The sequence below is a fragment of the Vibrio sp. MMG023 genome (assembly GCF_021654215.1).
Taxonomy (GTDB): domain Bacteria; phylum Pseudomonadota; class Gammaproteobacteria; order Enterobacterales; family Vibrionaceae; genus Vibrio; species Vibrio jasicida.
Genome location: NZ_JAKFZP010000010.1, coordinates 38,379 through 53,740, shown reverse-complemented (window position 1 = coordinate 53,740; position 15,362 = coordinate 38,379). Strand labels below are relative to the sequence as shown.

General features: G+C 47.6%; 12 protein-coding genes. 6 read left to right on the top strand and 6 right to left on the bottom strand.

Annotation, left to right across the window (positions count from 1 at the left end):
* Positions 1-38: 38 nt before the first annotated feature.
* Complete coding sequence (locus tag L1076_RS23975; protein ID WP_237304626.1) at positions 39-860, top strand: carbon-nitrogen hydrolase family protein; 822 nt, start codon at positions 39-41, stop codon at positions 858-860.
* Between the two features lie 11 nt (positions 861-871).
* Positions 872-2,317: a metalloprotease TldD gene (tldD, locus tag L1076_RS23970; RefSeq protein ID WP_005438159.1), complete on the top strand. Its 1,446-nt coding sequence runs from the start codon at positions 872-874 to the stop codon at positions 2,315-2,317.
* A 70-nt stretch (positions 2,318-2,387) separates the two neighbouring features.
* On the opposite strand, the gene L1076_RS23965 is transcribed toward tldD, so the two are convergent.
* Positions 2,388-3,764: a PhoH family protein gene (locus L1076_RS23965; protein ID WP_038879704.1), complete on the bottom strand. Its 1,377-nt coding sequence runs from the start codon at positions 3,762-3,764 to the stop codon at positions 2,388-2,390.
* Positions 3,765-4,299: 535 nt separating this feature from the next.
* On the opposite strand from L1076_RS23965, the gene rapA reads away from it, so the two are divergent.
* Positions 4,300-7,209 (top strand): RNA polymerase-associated protein RapA, encoded by a 2,910-nt coding sequence (gene rapA / locus L1076_RS23960; RefSeq protein ID WP_038864536.1) that lies wholly within the window; start codon positions 4,300-4,302, stop codon positions 7,207-7,209.
* 96 nt (positions 7,210-7,305) lie between these two features.
* Here the strand turns inward: rapA and L1076_RS23955 are convergent, their stop codons facing one another.
* Positions 7,306-8,571, bottom strand: coding sequence for a divalent metal cation transporter (locus tag L1076_RS23955; RefSeq protein ID WP_045408562.1), 1,266 nt, complete (start codon positions 8,569-8,571; stop codon positions 7,306-7,308).
* 241 nt (positions 8,572-8,812) lie between these two features.
* On the opposite strand from L1076_RS23955, the gene L1076_RS23950 reads away from it, so the two are divergent.
* Positions 8,813-9,565: a pseudouridine synthase gene (locus tag L1076_RS23950; RefSeq protein WP_237304625.1), complete on the top strand. Its 753-nt coding sequence runs from the start codon at positions 8,813-8,815 to the stop codon at positions 9,563-9,565.
* Between the two features lie 32 nt (positions 9,566-9,597).
* A complete protein-coding gene (locus L1076_RS23945) occupies positions 9,598-10,560 on the top strand; it encodes a D-2-hydroxyacid dehydrogenase (RefSeq protein WP_237304624.1) in 963 nt (320 codons plus the stop codon).
* Between the two features lie 65 nt (positions 10,561-10,625).
* Here L1076_RS23945 and yjgA read toward each other — a convergent pair whose 3' ends face one another.
* Positions 10,626-11,153 carry a ribosome biogenesis factor YjgA gene (yjgA, locus tag L1076_RS23940; protein WP_038864526.1) on the bottom strand — a complete coding sequence of 176 codons (528 nt, stop codon included), beginning with the start codon at positions 11,151-11,153 and terminating at the stop codon, positions 10,626-10,628.
* Between the two features lie 110 nt (positions 11,154-11,263).
* On the opposite strand from yjgA, the gene pmbA reads away from it, so the two are divergent.
* A complete protein-coding gene (gene pmbA / locus L1076_RS23935; protein WP_038864524.1) occupies positions 11,264-12,607 on the top strand; it encodes a metalloprotease PmbA in 1,344 nt (447 codons plus the stop codon).
* An 89-nt stretch (positions 12,608-12,696) separates the two neighbouring features.
* Here pmbA and mgtE read toward each other — a convergent pair whose 3' ends face one another.
* The 3 genes from mgtE to rapZ all read right to left on the bottom strand — a co-directional run bounded on the left by mgtE (position 12,697) and on the right by rapZ (position 15,360).
* A complete protein-coding gene (gene mgtE, locus L1076_RS23930; RefSeq protein WP_038864521.1) occupies positions 12,697-14,052 on the bottom strand; it encodes a magnesium transporter in 1,356 nt (451 codons plus the stop codon).
* Positions 14,053-14,218: 166 nt separating this feature from the next.
* Positions 14,219-14,494, bottom strand: coding sequence for an HPr family phosphocarrier protein (locus L1076_RS23925; protein WP_038879700.1), 276 nt, complete (start codon positions 14,492-14,494; stop codon positions 14,219-14,221).
* Positions 14,495-14,496: 2 nt separating this feature from the next.
* A complete protein-coding gene (rapZ, locus tag L1076_RS23920) occupies positions 14,497-15,360 on the bottom strand; it encodes an RNase adapter RapZ (RefSeq protein WP_038864517.1) in 864 nt (287 codons plus the stop codon).
* Positions 15,361-15,362 lie beyond the last annotated feature (2 nt).

The window sequence follows — 15,362 nt, the reverse complement described above, 5'->3', positions numbered from 1 at the left end:
TGCGCGGTCAGTCTTCTGACGAACAAGGAATTGAATACATGGAACGTGTTGGCATCATTCAAATGACATCGGGTCCAGATATCGAGGAGAATCTGGACTTCATTGCCAAGCAATGTGCATTGGCAGCTGAGCAAGGTGTGAAGCTGGTTGTGACACCAGAAAACGCTACGCAGTTTGCCAACCGAGAGGCTTATCACCAGAACGCAGAAACTTTGGGTGACGGTCCTATTCAGCGGTGTTTATCTGAGATCGCACAACGCAATCAATTAACTCTAATAGTCGGCAGCATGCCGATTCGCACTGAACAAGGTGTGACTACCACGACATTGGTTTTCTCACCGCAAGGCGAGTGCATTGCTCATTACGATAAGCTGCATATGTTTGACGTGGATGTCGCCGATGGGCATGGTAGCTATCGTGAGTCGGATACCTTTAGTGCAGGTAATCGTATCGTGACGGCAGAGACCAATATTGGTACGGTAGGCTTAAGTATTTGCTACGACGTACGCTTTCCTGAATTGTTTAAAGCGTTACGCTTAGCAGGAGCACAAGTTATTGTTGTGCCCGCTGCGTTTACCGCGGTGACGGGGCAAGCGCATTGGGAAGTACTACTTCGAGCGCGTGCGATTGAAACCCAATGTTGGATTCTAGCCTGCGGACAAACGGGGACACATCCATGTGGTCGCCAAACTTGGGGGCATTCTATGGTGATTGACCCTTGGGGGCGCGTTCACCAACAATTGAATGACCAAGTAGGATTGCTGGTGGCGGAGATAGATTTGTCACACAACCAGCAAGTAAGGCAGAATATGCCGCTGACTCAACACAGTCGCTTTCAAAATGAATTGAAACGGAAATAAAAGAGCTAACTATGAGCATAAACCAAATAGAACAGGCACTCCTTGCCCCAAACGGTCTGACAGAGCAAGACATCGCTGACACACTAGCGAGCATTGCGACGCGCCAGATCGATTATGCGGACATTTACTTTCAGTCCAGCTGGCACGAGTCTCTGGTTCTAGAAGACAGCATCATTAAAGATGGCTCTTTCAATATTGATTGTGGTGTCGGTGTACGAGCAGTCACAGGCGAGAAAACCGGTTTCGCCTATTCAGACCAAATTCAACTAGACGGTTTGAAGCAAAGTGCGATTGCCGCGCGTGGTATTGCGCAGCAAGGCCAAAATGGCAAAGTGCACGCATTCAAACGTTCTGATAACCAAGCTTACTACGATGCGGTAAATCCACTAGCAAGCTGGGAAAAGCAACAAAAGACCGAACTGCTATTGTCTTTAGATGCGTACATTCGTACCAAAGAGCCAATGATCAAAGAAGTATCGATCAGCATCAGTGGTGTGCATGAGCAAATGTTGGTTGCTGCAACCGACGGTACTTACGCTGGTGACATTCGCCCGCTTGTTCGTCTTTCAATCAGTGTTCTTGCTGAAAAAGGCGATCGCCGCGAACGCGGTAGCGCTGGTGGCGGTGGTCGTTTCGGTTACGACTTCTTCCTATCTGAAACGAATGGCGTGAAACAAGCATTCCAATTCGCTGATGAAGCGATTCGTATGGCGCTAGTGAATTTAGAAGCAGAAGCAGCACCTGCAGGCATGATGCCTGTGGTACTTGGTTCTGGCTGGCCGGGCGTATTGCTGCACGAAGCGGTAGGCCACGGTTTAGAAGGCGACTTCAACCGTAAAGAATCGTCAGTGTTCTCTGGCAAGATGGGTGAGCAAGTGACGTCTCCACTTTGTACTATCGTGGATGATGGCACGCTAAAAGACCTACGCGGCTCATTGAACGTCGATGATGAAGGTGTGAACGGTCAATACAACACGCTTATCGAAAATGGCGTTCTAAAAGGCTACATGCAAGACAAGCTAAACGCACGTCTAATGGGTGTAAACCCAACAGGTAACGGTCGCCGTGAGTCTTATGCGCATCTACCAATGCCACGTATGACTAACACTTACATGCTACCGGGTGAGCACACACCAGAAGAGATCATCTCCACGGTGAAGAAAGGTCTGTACGCACCAAACTTCGGTGGCGGTCAGGTGGACATCACTTCTGGTAAGTTCGTATTCTCAGCATCAGAAGCGTACTTGATTGAAGATGGCAAAATCACTCGTCCAGTGAAAGGCGCAACGCTGATTGGCTCTGGCATTGAAGCGATGCAGCAAGTTTCTATGGTTGGTAACGACCTAAGCATCGACAGAGGTGTTGGCGTGTGTGGCAAGGCGGGTCAAAGCGTACCGGTTGGCGTTGGTCAGCCTACATTGAAGCTCGATTCCATCACCGTTGGTGGTACTGAATAAACTTCATCTGAAGCAGAATTAAAAAGAGCGCTCATTGAGCGCTCTTTTGGTTTTAGGGGGAGATGATTCGCTATAGGTTCTCTTCCGCAAACTCTGCTAAGCGACTTCGCACCACACCATTTAGGTGAATATTGGCGCTGCCTTCAAAGTTCTTGAAACGTTCAACCATATACGTCAGACCTGACGTCACTGGGGTTAGGTAGTGAGAGTCAATCTGTGCCAAGTTACCCGAACACACAATCTTAGTGCCTTCACCACAACGGGTGATGATGGTTTTGATTTGTGAAGCGGTTAAGTTTTGACACTCATCGAGCAGGACAAAGGCGTTCTGGATAGAGCGGCCACGCATAAAGTTAATCGACTTAAACTGAATGTTGGCTTTATCACAGATGTACTTCATCGAGCCTTCGGTGCAATGGTCGTTCTTGTGCAGCGCTTCCAAGGTATCGGTCACCGCTGCTAACCAAGGCATCATTTTCTCTTCTTCCGATCCCGGTAAGAAACCAATCGACTCCCCAATGTCTGGCGTGTTCCGTGTTACGATGATCTTATCGAACATGCCTTTTTCAATGGTTTGTTCCAATGCCGCTGCCATTGCGAGCAGTGTCTTACCACTACCGGCGGCACCGGTCAGAATCACCAAGTCAATATCTGGATCGAGCAGGGCATCCATCGCCATGCCTTGATAGATATTTTTCGGTGTAATGTCCCAAGCGCGGCGATGCATCATGCGCTCACGGCTGAGGTCGAGTAAGGTGAGCTTATCCTCATTGATGGTTTCTACTCGACCTACAAAATCACTCTCTTCATCAATCACGTATTGATTAATAAAGGTCGGGTCGAACGGTTCGCGGCTGAGTTTATGGAACGTTTTTCCACCCAGCGCGTAGCTTTCCACCTCATCCACACCACTCCAAAATTCGCCTTCACGTTGCTGAAAGCCTTTGGTGAGGTATTGGATATCATCAATCAGCTGATCCGTACGATAGTCTTCAACGAAACGTACGCCAGCACCTTTGGCTCGCAAACGCATGTTGATGTCTTTGGTTACGAGCACAACTTCGCGTGGTGCGCGTTTGTTTTGCAGATAAAGCACCGCATTGAGTATGCGGTTATCACCGGCTTTGTCGGCGAAGGCTTTGACGGTTTCCTGCAATTCGAAGTCCGCCAAAATAGAGATGGTGCCTTGGCTTGGGTTGTCTTTAGAAACGGGAATGCCTTCTGAGATTTCATCTGGCGTGGCTTCTCTAAATAAATCCTCCAAAGCGCGAATCGCAACGCGTGCATCTCGTGCAACATCACGCTTGCTGTCTTTGATTCGATCGAGTTCTTCCAACACAGTCATAGGGATGACGACATCGTGTTCTTGGAAAGAGAAGATGGCGAAGGGTTCATGAAGAAGAATGTTGGTATCGAGTACAAACAGTTTCCGATCGGTATCGCCCATAGCGTCTCCTTGCCGCAGCGCGGCTTTGCTGGCTAGTAGTTAAGAAGGAACAGACTTCCTAACTCTGATTGCTTGCAATAGAGGTTGTCGGGCAATGTCGGTTAGTGCGCAACCGAGTAGCAAGACAACTTACTGCAAACCCGTGTTGATCCTAATCGTGTACTTAATGCGCTCAAATCATGCACGATGACTCTAAGCGCCCTCAATAGAAGTATACGTAAAATTTACTTCTTACAACCTAATAATTGTCATGAGTTTTTTACAATTTGATTGCATTCCTAATTCAGGAAAAAAAGTTTGCCCTCTGGGCGGTTTCGACGTGACCTAAATCACAGCTTCAAGTAAGATTAGCGACCTTTTTCTGCGTATAGGCTACGTCCGATTTATCATGTTCAGCTGGCTTAAAAATGCACAGCACAAAGTGGCATGACAAGCACGATTGGCATAGCAGAAGCCAGAATCAGATCTAAACTAATATCCATGCCCATCGGGATGGGTAGAGACCAACAAGAAACAACAACGAGGTAGTCAATTCATGACATTTGCTTTGGGGCAGCGCTGGATTAGCGATACGGAAAGCGATTTAGGTTTAGGTACCGTAGTGGCAATGGATGCTCGTACTGTGACATTGATGTTTGCAGCATCAGAGGAAAACCGAGTTTACGCACGTAACGATGCACCAGTTACCCGAGTAACGTTCAACGTCGGTGATGTCATCGATTGCCAAGAAGGTTGGTCATTAAAAGTTGAAGAAGTACTGGAAGATGAAGGTTTATACACCTATTTCGGTACTCGTGAAGACACGCAAGAAACGGCGATCGTGTTGCGTGAAATCTTCCTAAGCAACCACATTCGTTTTAACAAACCGCAAGACAAGTTGTACGCAGGTCAAATCGACCGCATGGACAACTTTGTACTTCGCTACCGTGCGCTACAAAACCAATTTGAACAACACAAGAGCCCAATGCGTGGTCTGTGTGGCATGCGTGCAGGTTTGATCCCTCACCAGCTGTACATTGCACACGAAGTCGGTCGCCGTCACGCGCCTCGCGTATTGCTAGCGGATGAAGTGGGTCTTGGTAAAACCATCGAAGCGGGCATGATCATCCACCAGCAAGTACTGGCGGGTCGTGCCGAGCGTATTCTTATCGTGGTACCAGAGACACTGCAACACCAGTGGCTCGTTGAGATGATGCGTCGTTTCAACCTGCACTTCTCTATCTTCGATGAAGAGCGCTGTATTGAAGCTTTTGCAGAAGCAGAAAACCCATTTGATACGCAGCAATACGTACTGTGTTCACTGGATTTCCTACGTAAGAGCCGTAAGCGTTTTGAACAAGCGCTTGAAGGTGAGTGGGATCTATTGGTTGTCGATGAGGCGCACCATCTAGAGTGGAGCCAAGACAAACCAAGCCGCGAATACCAAGTGGTAGAAGGCTTGGCAGAACGCACAGCGGGTGTGTTACTGCTTACCGCAACGCCAGAGCAGCTAGGTCGTGAGAGCCATTTCGCTCGTCTACGTCTTCTAGATCCAGATCGTTTCTACGATTATGAAGCGTTTGTTGAAGAAGAAGAGCAATACGCACCTGTTGCGGATGCTATCACGTCGCTATTCTCTGGTGAGAAACTGCCAGACGAAGCGAAAAACCAAATTACAGAACTGCTTTCTGAGCAGGACGTTGAGCCGCTATTCCGTATTATCGAAAGCGACAGTGATGAAGAAGCGAAAGCGTCAGCACGCCAAGAACTGATCGACAACCTGATGGACCGTCACGGTACAGGTCGAGTGCTGTTCCGTAACACACGTGCTGCAATCAAAGGTTTCCCGAAGCGTAACGTGCATCTTATGCCAATGGATATTCCGCAGCAGTATACCACATCAATGCGTGTATCAGGCATGATCGGTGGCAAGATGACACCAGAAGCGCGCGCGGTGAAGAACCTTTACCCAGAAGAAATCTTCCAAGAATTTGAAGGCGAAGATTCAAGCTGGTGGCAGTTCGACTCACGTGTGAACTGGTTACTTGAAAAAGTAAAAGAGAAGCGCAGCGATAAAGTATTGGTTATTGCTTCTCGTGCAAGCACTGCGTTGCAACTTGAGCAAGCATTGCGTGAGCGTGAAGGTATTCGTGCAACCGTATTCCACGAAGGTATGTCGATTCTTGAGCGTGATAAAGCAGCGGCTTACTTCGCACAAGAAGAGGGTGGCGCGCAGGTTCTTATCTGTAGCGAAATCGGCTCAGAAGGTCGTAACTTCCAGTTTGCTAACCAGCTTGTGATGTTCGATTTGCCATTCAACCCTGACTTGTTAGAGCAACGTATTGGCCGTCTGGACCGTATCGGTCAGAAGCGTGACATCGACATCCACGTACCTTACTTAAAAGGTACTTCACAAGCGATCCTTGCGCGTTGGTTCGATGAAGGTCTGAACGCGTTTGCTGAAACGTGTCCAACAGGTCGCGCGGTTTACGATAAGTACTCTGATGCACTGATTGAAATGCTGGCATCTGGTGATGTTTCAAGCCTTGATGAAGTGATTGAAGAATCAGCGAAGATGAACAAAGAGCTGAAATCACAACTTGAGCAAGGTCGTGACCGCCTGCTAGAAATGCACTCAAACGGCGGCGACAAAGCGCAGCAGATCGTTGAGAAAATCGCATCGACGGATGGCGATACAAACCTAGTGACATTCGCGTTGTCTCTGTTCGATACCATCGGTCTGAACCAAGACGACAAGGGTGAAAACGCACTGATTGTAACTCCATCTGAGCACATGATGGTGCCAAGCTACCCAGGTTTGCCATACGAAGGCGCGACAATCACGTTTGACCGCGATACCGCGCTGTCTCGCGAAGACATGCACTTCATCAGTTGGGAACACCCAATGATTCAAGGCGGTATCGATCTGCTGATGAGCGAAGGTGTGGGTACGTCAGCGGTTTCTTTGCTGAAGAACAAAGCGCTACCAGTGGGCACTATCTTGCTTGAGTTGGTTTACGCGGTGGATGCGCAAGCACCAAAACGCAGCGGTATTACGCGTTTCCTACCGAAGACGCCAATCCGCATGATGATGGACGGTCGTGGTAATGATCTGTCTTCTCAGGTTGAGTTTGAAGGTTTCAACCGTCAGCTTAGCCCAGTAAACCGTCACCTAGGCAGCAAGCTAGTGACATCAGTACAGAAAGACATCCACAGCCTCATCGAAGCGGGTGACGCATTGGTTGAGCAGAAAGTGGAAGAGATTCGCAAGCAAGCACAGCAAGACATGCAACAAAGCTTGAATGCAGAGCTTGAGCGCCTACAAGCACTGAAAGCGGTTAACCCGAACATCCGTGACGAAGAAATTGAAGCGATTGAAGAACAAATCAAAGAGCTAACAGGTTATATCAACCAAGCTCAGGTTCAGCTAGATTCGCTACGTTTAATTGTCGTCAGCCACAACTAATCAGCGTCCATACAAACGAAAAAAGGTCTTCAATTGAAGACCTTTTTCTTTATCTGAGCTTTTATCTCATAAGCTCAGTTGATTGCTCACAGCTGATTACATCAACCACTTCCACCAAATGAATAGCGCTAAGAAGCCGAATAAGTAAATCAAACCAGCAATCGACAACCACTTCAATTTACGACCCAGCGCCAATGGCTTAGGCAAGTCGGTTTTACTCACTAGAATATAGTTTAAAAGCGCGAAGAATGGCGTCGTCATAAACGCCAATACCATGGCAAAGTTCAACATCGGTAATAGTGCTGAAGCCCAGAAAACAACGATACCTAAAGCACATAGAGAAACAATAAGCATGATGGCCGACGTCGCTGTTGGATCGGTTTCTGGTTGTGAACGCAGCAACCGTTGAGAGTCTGAAATCACACGCGAGTAGCCGTCAATTACCGTAATGGTGCTGCCGAAGATACAAAAGAACGCAATCACAGCAATCAGGTAACGTGACCATTCACCAATGGTTGAGGCGTACAAGCCAACAAGCTGATGGGAGAAGCCTACGCCGGAGCTCTTAAGCTCAATACCTGAACCGTGCAGCATCAACGCACCTAGTGATACAAACACCAAAGCCAATACCGCAGTACCAATGTAGCCGACGTTGAAATCAAACAGGGCAGATTTTGCCGTAACTTCTTGTTGGCTAGTTTGGCGCTTTAGCCACGCAGACGTTAAACAAGAGATCTCGATTGGAGCAGGCATCCAGCCCATGGTCACAACGATAAAGCCGATGGCAGCAATTGACCACGGAGAAGGGGATTCAAAGTTCGCAACAGGCTCTACAGGGTTTCCAAACGCTATCGCAACCGCAAGTAGCGTCGCTATCGTTAAGACCGTCATAATGACTTTTGAAAGTGTATCCAGTGCTTTGTAGTGGCCGGCGAATAAAATCACTAAACATGTTACCAAAACAATGACACTGAGTGATGCCATCGACAAAGAAAATGGAATGAAATAGCCCAACAAGCTCGCACTGAACATCAACAGTGCTGCTGTGTTGATGACCGCAGAAACGGAACTGAGGAATAAGAACAACCACAAGTATGGGCGACCAAGTTTGGCATAGCCTTCAACCAACGTTTTACCAGTGCCCATGGTGTACTGCACGCCTGCTCGGAAGAATGGGTATTTAAAAAGGTTTACCAGCAGGATGAGCGCCGCAAGTTGCCAGCCGTAGATAGCCCCAGCTTTGGTGGATGCAACAAGGTGAGAACCACCGACGGCGGCAGAGGCCATGAGAATACCAGGGCCAAGAGAGCGGAAGAATTGCGAGACTTTGGATTGGGGTTGATCGGATACTGCGGATTCCATTTATTATTGTCCTTTTTGTGTCAACTAGTGCTTATAAATAACATTACCGCTCAGCTTGTCAATTTATATTTACGAAGTGATTTTTTTTGATTTTTCTCTTCGTTATTGACTTGGTTGTTTTTGTTATTTCTAAAAGTTATATCGATGGTAAAAAGAGGCAGGATTTAAGCGATTTTTCTGCATGCATCTTTGCATCTCTTGGGTATAATCAGCGCGTTTTTATTCTGTAGAGATCCTGCCCATGGCAATGCTTGAGTACAATCCACCAACCGACCCTTGGTTTGATGTCGTTTTTGAAGATGAGCAAATTTTGGCGGTAAACAAGCCATCTGGTTTGCTTTCTGTGCCGGGGCGTCTTGCTGAGCACTATGACAGCATGTGGAGTCGCTTAACCGAGCAATATCCAGACATTCAAGTCGTGCATCGTTTAGATATGTGCACTTCTGGCTTAATGGTTCTTGCTAAAAACAAGCGTGCAGAAAGTGCGTTAAAAAAACAGTTTCAATACCGATTGACGCATAAAATCTACTACGCACGTGTTTGGGGCCATATTGAACAAGAAGAGGGCGAGATCGATCTGCCTTTGATTTGTGATTGGCCGAATCGTCCTCTGCAGAAAGTATGCTTTGAAGATGGCAAACCCTCTAGGACGATCTTCCAAGTAGCGAAGCGAGAAGAACACCCTGATGGTTCAAAGACGACGATTGTGCGTTTATTGCCGATTACAGGCCGCTCACACCAATTGCGTGTTCATATGCAAGCGTCAGGTCACCCAATTGTGGGTGATGAGTTCTACGCAACAGAAGAAGCAAAAGCCTTCTCTGAACGTCTAGAGTTGCACGCCGCAGAGCTGAGCTTTTACCACCCGAAAACCGATTGGTTGCGCAGTATTTTTGTTCCTTGTGATTTTTACCTGGAAGCGGAAGAGATGATCTTTGACTATTTCAACCCAGCGCGTAAATTACCAGATTACAAAACACTGCCACGTCCATAAATTCATCTTTAGGCAGTGAACAAGGAGTTGTTATGTCACTGCCTAAAGTGGTCTTCCTCGACCGAGCGACCATCCCAGCCCAAATTCAAATACCTCGTCCAAGCTTTGCCCATGATTGGGTGGAATACGATCTGACTTCTTCTGAGCAAGTTGTTGAGCGTCTTGCTGATGCGGATATCGTGATCAGCAACAAGGTGGTGCTCGACCAATCTGTTCTCATTCAACTTCCTCACCTCAAGATGATTGCCGTCGCGGCAACGGGCTTTAATAACGTCGATGTAAACTATTGCGCCGAGCACAACATCGCGGTTACCAACGTGCGTGGCTATGCGACCCGCTCTGTGCCAGAACACGTTATCGCGATGCTGTTTGCTTTGCGTCGTAACTTGTTTGGTTATCACCAAGATATCGCTGCTGGCGAATGGCAGCGCAACAAGCAGTTCTGTTTCTTTACGCATCCGATTGGAGATGTTGCAGGCAGCACCTTAGGTGTGCTTGGCAGCGGCGCATTAGGTCAAGCAACGGCACAATTGGCAAAAGCATTGGGTATGAATGTGTTGTTTGCAGAACGTAAAGGTGTAACGGAGTGCCGAGAAGGCTATGTTTCTTTTTCCGAGATGTTGGATCAAGCGGACGCCATCACGCTACATTGTCCATTGAATGATGAGACACATAATTTGATTGGTGAAGCGGAACTTAAGCAGATGAAGCCAACGTCTATTTTGATTAATACCGGACGTGGCGGCTTGGTGGATGAGCAAGCTTTGGTCGATGGGTTAAAGCAAGGTGAGATTGCTGGGGCTGGGTTTGATGTCTTTACCCAAGAACCCGCTGATGAAAGCAACCCGTTGATTGCGAATATGCATTTGCCTAACTTGCTACTAACGCCGCATGTTGCGTGGGGAAGTGATTCTTCGATACAGCGTTTAGCTGAGATTTTAATTGAGAATATTAACGCGTTTGATCGTGGTGATAACCTCAATCGTCTAGCGTAATACTAGAAAATAGGCATAAAAAAAGCAGACACAAAGGTCTGCTTTTTGCGTTCTTAAGCGTTGAATTAGATTTCTTCTTCGTTCAAGGCTTTTAGAATTTGGAAAATTTCACGGTAAGATTTTGCTGGTTTACCGGCCTTCTTCTCTTTCGCTGCTTGGCGAGCAAGTTGGCGTAGACGTTGACGGTCTGCTTCTGGATAAAGCTCCATAACGTCATCAATTGCTTTGTCGCCCTCTTCGACTACACGATCACGCAGCGCTTCAAGCTTGTGTAGTGCCGCTGTTGCTTGCGAGTGTTTGTTGCGAACTTTGTCTAGTGCCGCTTGGATTGGCTCTGGATCTTCGTAACGCATTAACTTACCGATACGTTGCAGTTGACGACGGCGTGCTTCGTTTTTAAAGCGCTGCGCATCAGCAATTGCTTCGCGTAGGTCTTCGCTCAATGGAAACTTTTCGAGAGCTGCTGGCTTAAGGCCGACAAGCTCTTCGCCAAGCTTTTGCAGCTCTTCCATGTCGCGCTTCATCTCGGATTTACTTACCCAGATGATCTCTTCTTCTGGTTCCCATGGCGCTTTTTGATTCTTACGTGCCATTTCAGTTGCCTGTGTTTTGATTAATATTATGACTATTTTAACAAGAATCGTGGGGAGAAAGCGAAATTCTTGTTATTCTATTGTACATCGAATACATGATGTGAAAGACAATGGATATTAAACAGCAGGTTGCTGAGCAACGTACCGAGCTAGAACAAGCCGTTTCACGTGCACTAGAAATCGCTGCGGCGAAGTCTGATGCCGCTGAAGTCGCAATTACCAAGAGCACGGGTTTGAGTGTTTCCACTCGCATGGGTGACGTGGAAAACGTTGAATTCAACAGCGACGGCGCACTGGGTATTACCGTTTACCGTGGCCAACGTAAAGGCAGTGCTTCCACATCCGATTTGAGCGAAGCGGCTATCGAGCAAACGGTGTTAGCAGCATTAGACATCGCTCAATACACATCAGAAGATCCATTCGCGGGCCCAGCTCCGAAAGAATATATGGTGAAAGAGGTGCCTGATTTAGACCTTTTCCACCCAGACGCACCCGATCCAGATTACGCAGCACAAGTTGCGATTGCCGCTGAAAAAGAAGCACTTAACTACAGCGATGCGATTAAGCAAAGCGATGGTGCGAGCTATGACAGTCATTACGGCGTCAAAGTGTACGGTAATAGCCATGGCTTGTTGGCAAGCTACGCGTCAAGTCGCCACAGTACCAGCTGTTGTGTGATTGGTGTAGGCAAAAATGGTGAGATGGAGCGTGACTACAGCTACACCGTTGCTCGCCATCGTGACGATCTTTGGGCTCCTGAAGTGGTTGGCCGCAGTGCTGCAGAAAAAACCATCAGTCGCTTAGACGCTCAAAAGCTGAAAACGGGTAAGTACCCTGTCATGTTTGCTGCGGACGTAGCGACAGGTTTGATTGGCCACCTAGTGATGGCAATCAGCGGTGGTAACCTGTACCGTAAATCCTCTTTCTTACTTGATCACCTCGGCAAGCAAGTACTTCCAGAGTGGTTCAATATTTCAGAGCGTCCACATGTCCTACGTGGCCTAGCTTCTAGTCCATTTGATAGTGAAGGTGTGTACACGCAAGATCGAGAAATCATCACCGATGGTGTACTCGCGACTTACCTGCTAACGAGTTATGCGGCTCGTAAAATGAAAATGGACCCAACTGGCCATGCTGGTGGTATCCACAACTGGTACGTGAAGTCGACGGGACAAAGTTTCGAGCAAATGCTGAAAGAACTTGGCACAGGTTTACTGGTAACTGAAACCATGGGCCAAGGCGTGAACGTCGTGACAGGTGATTACTCTCGTGGTGCTGCTGGCTTCTGGGTAGAAAATGGTGAAATCCAATACCCAGTATCAGAAATTACCATTGCGGGTAACCTAAAAGACATGTTCAACCAAATTGTTGCCGTGGGTAGCGATGTGGAAACGCGTTCTCAAATCCAAACCGGCTCTATCTTGCTTGATACCATGAAGGTTGCGGGCGAATAATATCACCCCGCTAACCGCTAGATGCAAAAAAGCCTGATGTACTCATCAGGCTTTTTTATTGCTTGTTCATGGCAGTTTATGACATGAGATTAAATCAGCAGGGTCGCGAGGCCTAAGAAGACTGACAAACCAATCACGTCAGTGACCGTGGTCAGTGCCATACCGCCAGCCAAGGCTGGGTCGATATTCATTTTCTTGAGTAGAATAGGGATGGTTACGCCGGCAACACCTGCTACAAAAAGGTTGGTCAACATGGCCGCAGAGATGATACCGCCAAGCATCCAGTTTCCTTTCCAGGCAACCACGATACCGCCGATGATCAGTGCCCACATGATGCCGTTAAGTAAGCCGATAGCGGCTTCTTTCAGCAATAGTTCTCGTTTGTTTGAATCACCAATATGACCAAGCGCTAAACCGCGGATCACCAGAGCGACCGTTTGGTTACCCGCAACGCCACCCATCGATGGAACAATGGTCATCAAGACGGCGATAGCCGCCATTTGCTCTAGTGTTGCTTCAAACATGTTGGATACTGAGGCCGCCGCTAGCGCTGCAAGTACATTGGCACCGAGCCAAATACTGCGCTTACGAGCGGATTTTACGACAGGTGCGAAGGTATCTTCATCGTCATCCATACCCGCCATACTCATCATTGAGTGTTCGGCATCTTCACGGATAACATCGACCACGTCATCGATGGTGATACGACCAACCAGATGTTGGTTTTCATCAACCACAGGTGCAGATACCCAGTTACGACGTTCAAATAGACTAGCAACATCAGAGTCACTGGTATCTACGGTAATTGCATCGTCGGCATCTTCCATCACAGCACTGACTTTGACATCAGGTTGAGTGGTAATCAGTGTGGTAATCGGCAGTTCACCAATCAGCTTACTATCATCATCAATGACGTATAACGCATCGGTTGCTTCTGGCAGTTCGCCTTTCATGCGTAAGTAGCGCAGGACAACGTCCACATCCACATCACCACGAATGGTGATTACGTCGGTGTTCATCAATCCGCCAGCGGTATCCTCAGGGTAGGATAGCGCCGTTTCGACTCGTTGACGGTCAGCGGTGTCCATCTGGGATAGAACTTCACGTGAGACGTCGTCAGGCAAGCTACGCAGTACGTAAGCCACATCATCAGTGTCCATGCCTTCCGTCGCTTCTGCAAGCGCTTCTGGGGCCATTTTGGACACGAGACTGTCTTTGACGTCTTCGTTTAGCTCGTCAAGAATCTCACCGTAGTCTTCTGGGTCAGTCAGTTGCCAGAGTACTTCACGACTTTTACGTGGAGAGGCTTCTAAAAGGTGGGCGATATCCTCAGGTTCCATGTCCTGCAATTGGCGACGAACATGGACAAAGCGGCCGTTTTCCAGCGCTTCTGTGACTTCTTGGAGGGCTTGGTGAGCTTGGTCGAATTCTATTTGCTCTGCCATTCATTCCCCCTAATTCCTGATATTTACAATGCTTTGAATAATAACTTAATTCTAGGCACCTTTTAATAACAACTTATGAAAGTCGACAAAATTATTTATCGGAATTTAAGTAGGAAGGGGAAGCGATGTGGAATATTTGGGTGTTAAAAATAAAAAAGCGAGTGAATCACTCGCCTTCATCAAACTTATCTTCAATCAAATGACAAACCGCATCAAGGGCTTGCTCTGATTGATCGCCAGTGGCGTGGATCGTCACGTATTGCCCTTGGGCGGACTCAAGCATTAATAGCCCCATAACGCTATCAGCGGTGGCTGTTTTATCTTCTTCGTTGTCGATCGTAATGATCGCATCGTAGCTTTGTGCCAGTTCGACCAGTTTTACCGCAGCGCGAGCGTGAAGCCCTAAGCGGTTTTGGATCAATACCTTACGACTTAATTCCACCGTTATTCCTTAACATTTTTTTCCAATGAAGTGTGGCGAATTTGTACCTGATGGCCTTTGTCAGCGAAGAACTCACCAATTTTTTGCGTGAGATACACTGAGCGATGTTTACCACCAGTACAACCAATCGCGACAGTTAAGTAACTGCGATTGTTTTTTTCTAGCAGAGGCAACCAAGTCTCGATAAAACTTTCAATTTGATACTTAAGATCGAGTACAGATTGATGTTGCTCTAGGAAGGCTCCAATCGGGGCATCTAGACCTGTAAGAGGGCGCAATGCTGGTTCCCAATGCGGGTTTGGCAAGAAGCGCACATCAAACACGTAATCGGCATCAGAGGGTAGTCCATATTTGAAACCGAAGGATTCGAATACCATCACCAGATCTTTTCGATCTCGCCCTTCAACGCGCATACGTACGGTTTCGCTCAAGTCATGCAGGGATTGACCACTGCTGTTGAGCACTAAGTCCGCGTGTGCTTTTAAGGGCATCAGTATCTCGTGTTCTAACTCAATGGCTTGATCAAGAGATAAGGATTGAGCGCCAAGCGACAGCGGATGGATCCGTCTGGTTTCGCTGTAGCGTTTGAGTAAGGTCTCTTTGTTCGCATCTAAGAACAGCACCGTTACGTCTAACTCAGTTTTGAGTTTTTCGAGAGTGGTGTTCAGCTCTTTGAGTTTCTTTGGGATATTTCGAATATCGATACTTACGGCAACGTTCTGTTTACTGTCGGATACCGACTTTACAAACGCATCAAGTAAGTTAACTGGTAGGTTGTCTACGCAGTAATACCCTAAGTCCTCAAGTACGCGCAGGGCAACACTCTTCCCGGCACCGGAGTGCCCGCTAACAACAATTAATCGCATGG

What these genes read in the sequence shown, in the direction of transcription:
- pmbA (WP_038864524.1), top strand. Translation starts at nt 11,264, where the DNA reads ATGGATATTAAACAGCAGGTTGCTGAGCAACGTACCGAGCTAGAACAA.
- L1076_RS23950 (WP_237304625.1), top strand. Translation starts at nt 8,813, where the DNA reads ATGGCAATGCTTGAGTACAATCCACCAACCGACCCTTGGTTTGATGTC.
- L1076_RS23945 (WP_237304624.1), top strand. Translation starts at nt 9,598, where the DNA reads ATGTCACTGCCTAAAGTGGTCTTCCTCGACCGAGCGACCATCCCAGCC.
- yjgA (WP_038864526.1), bottom strand. Translation starts at nt 11,153, where the DNA reads ATGGCACGTAAGAATCAAAAAGCGCCATGGGAACCAGAAGAAGAGATC.
- L1076_RS23965 (WP_038879704.1), bottom strand. Translation starts at nt 3,764, where the DNA reads ATGGGCGATACCGATCGGAAACTGTTTGTACTCGATACCAACATTCTT.
- rapZ (WP_038864517.1), bottom strand. Translation starts at nt 15,360, where the DNA reads ATGCGATTAATTGTTGTTAGCGGGCACTCCGGTGCCGGGAAGAGTGTT.
- rapA (WP_038864536.1), top strand. Translation starts at nt 4,300, where the DNA reads ATGACATTTGCTTTGGGGCAGCGCTGGATTAGCGATACGGAAAGCGAT.
- tldD (WP_005438159.1), top strand. Translation starts at nt 872, where the DNA reads ATGAGCATAAACCAAATAGAACAGGCACTCCTTGCCCCAAACGGTCTG.
- L1076_RS23955 (WP_045408562.1), bottom strand. Translation starts at nt 8,571, where the DNA reads ATGGAATCCGCAGTATCCGATCAACCCCAATCCAAAGTCTCGCAATTC.
- mgtE (WP_038864521.1), bottom strand. Translation starts at nt 14,052, where the DNA reads ATGGCAGAGCAAATAGAATTCGACCAAGCTCACCAAGCCCTCCAAGAA.
- L1076_RS23975 (WP_237304626.1), top strand. Translation starts at nt 39, where the DNA reads ATGGAACGTGTTGGCATCATTCAAATGACATCGGGTCCAGATATCGAG.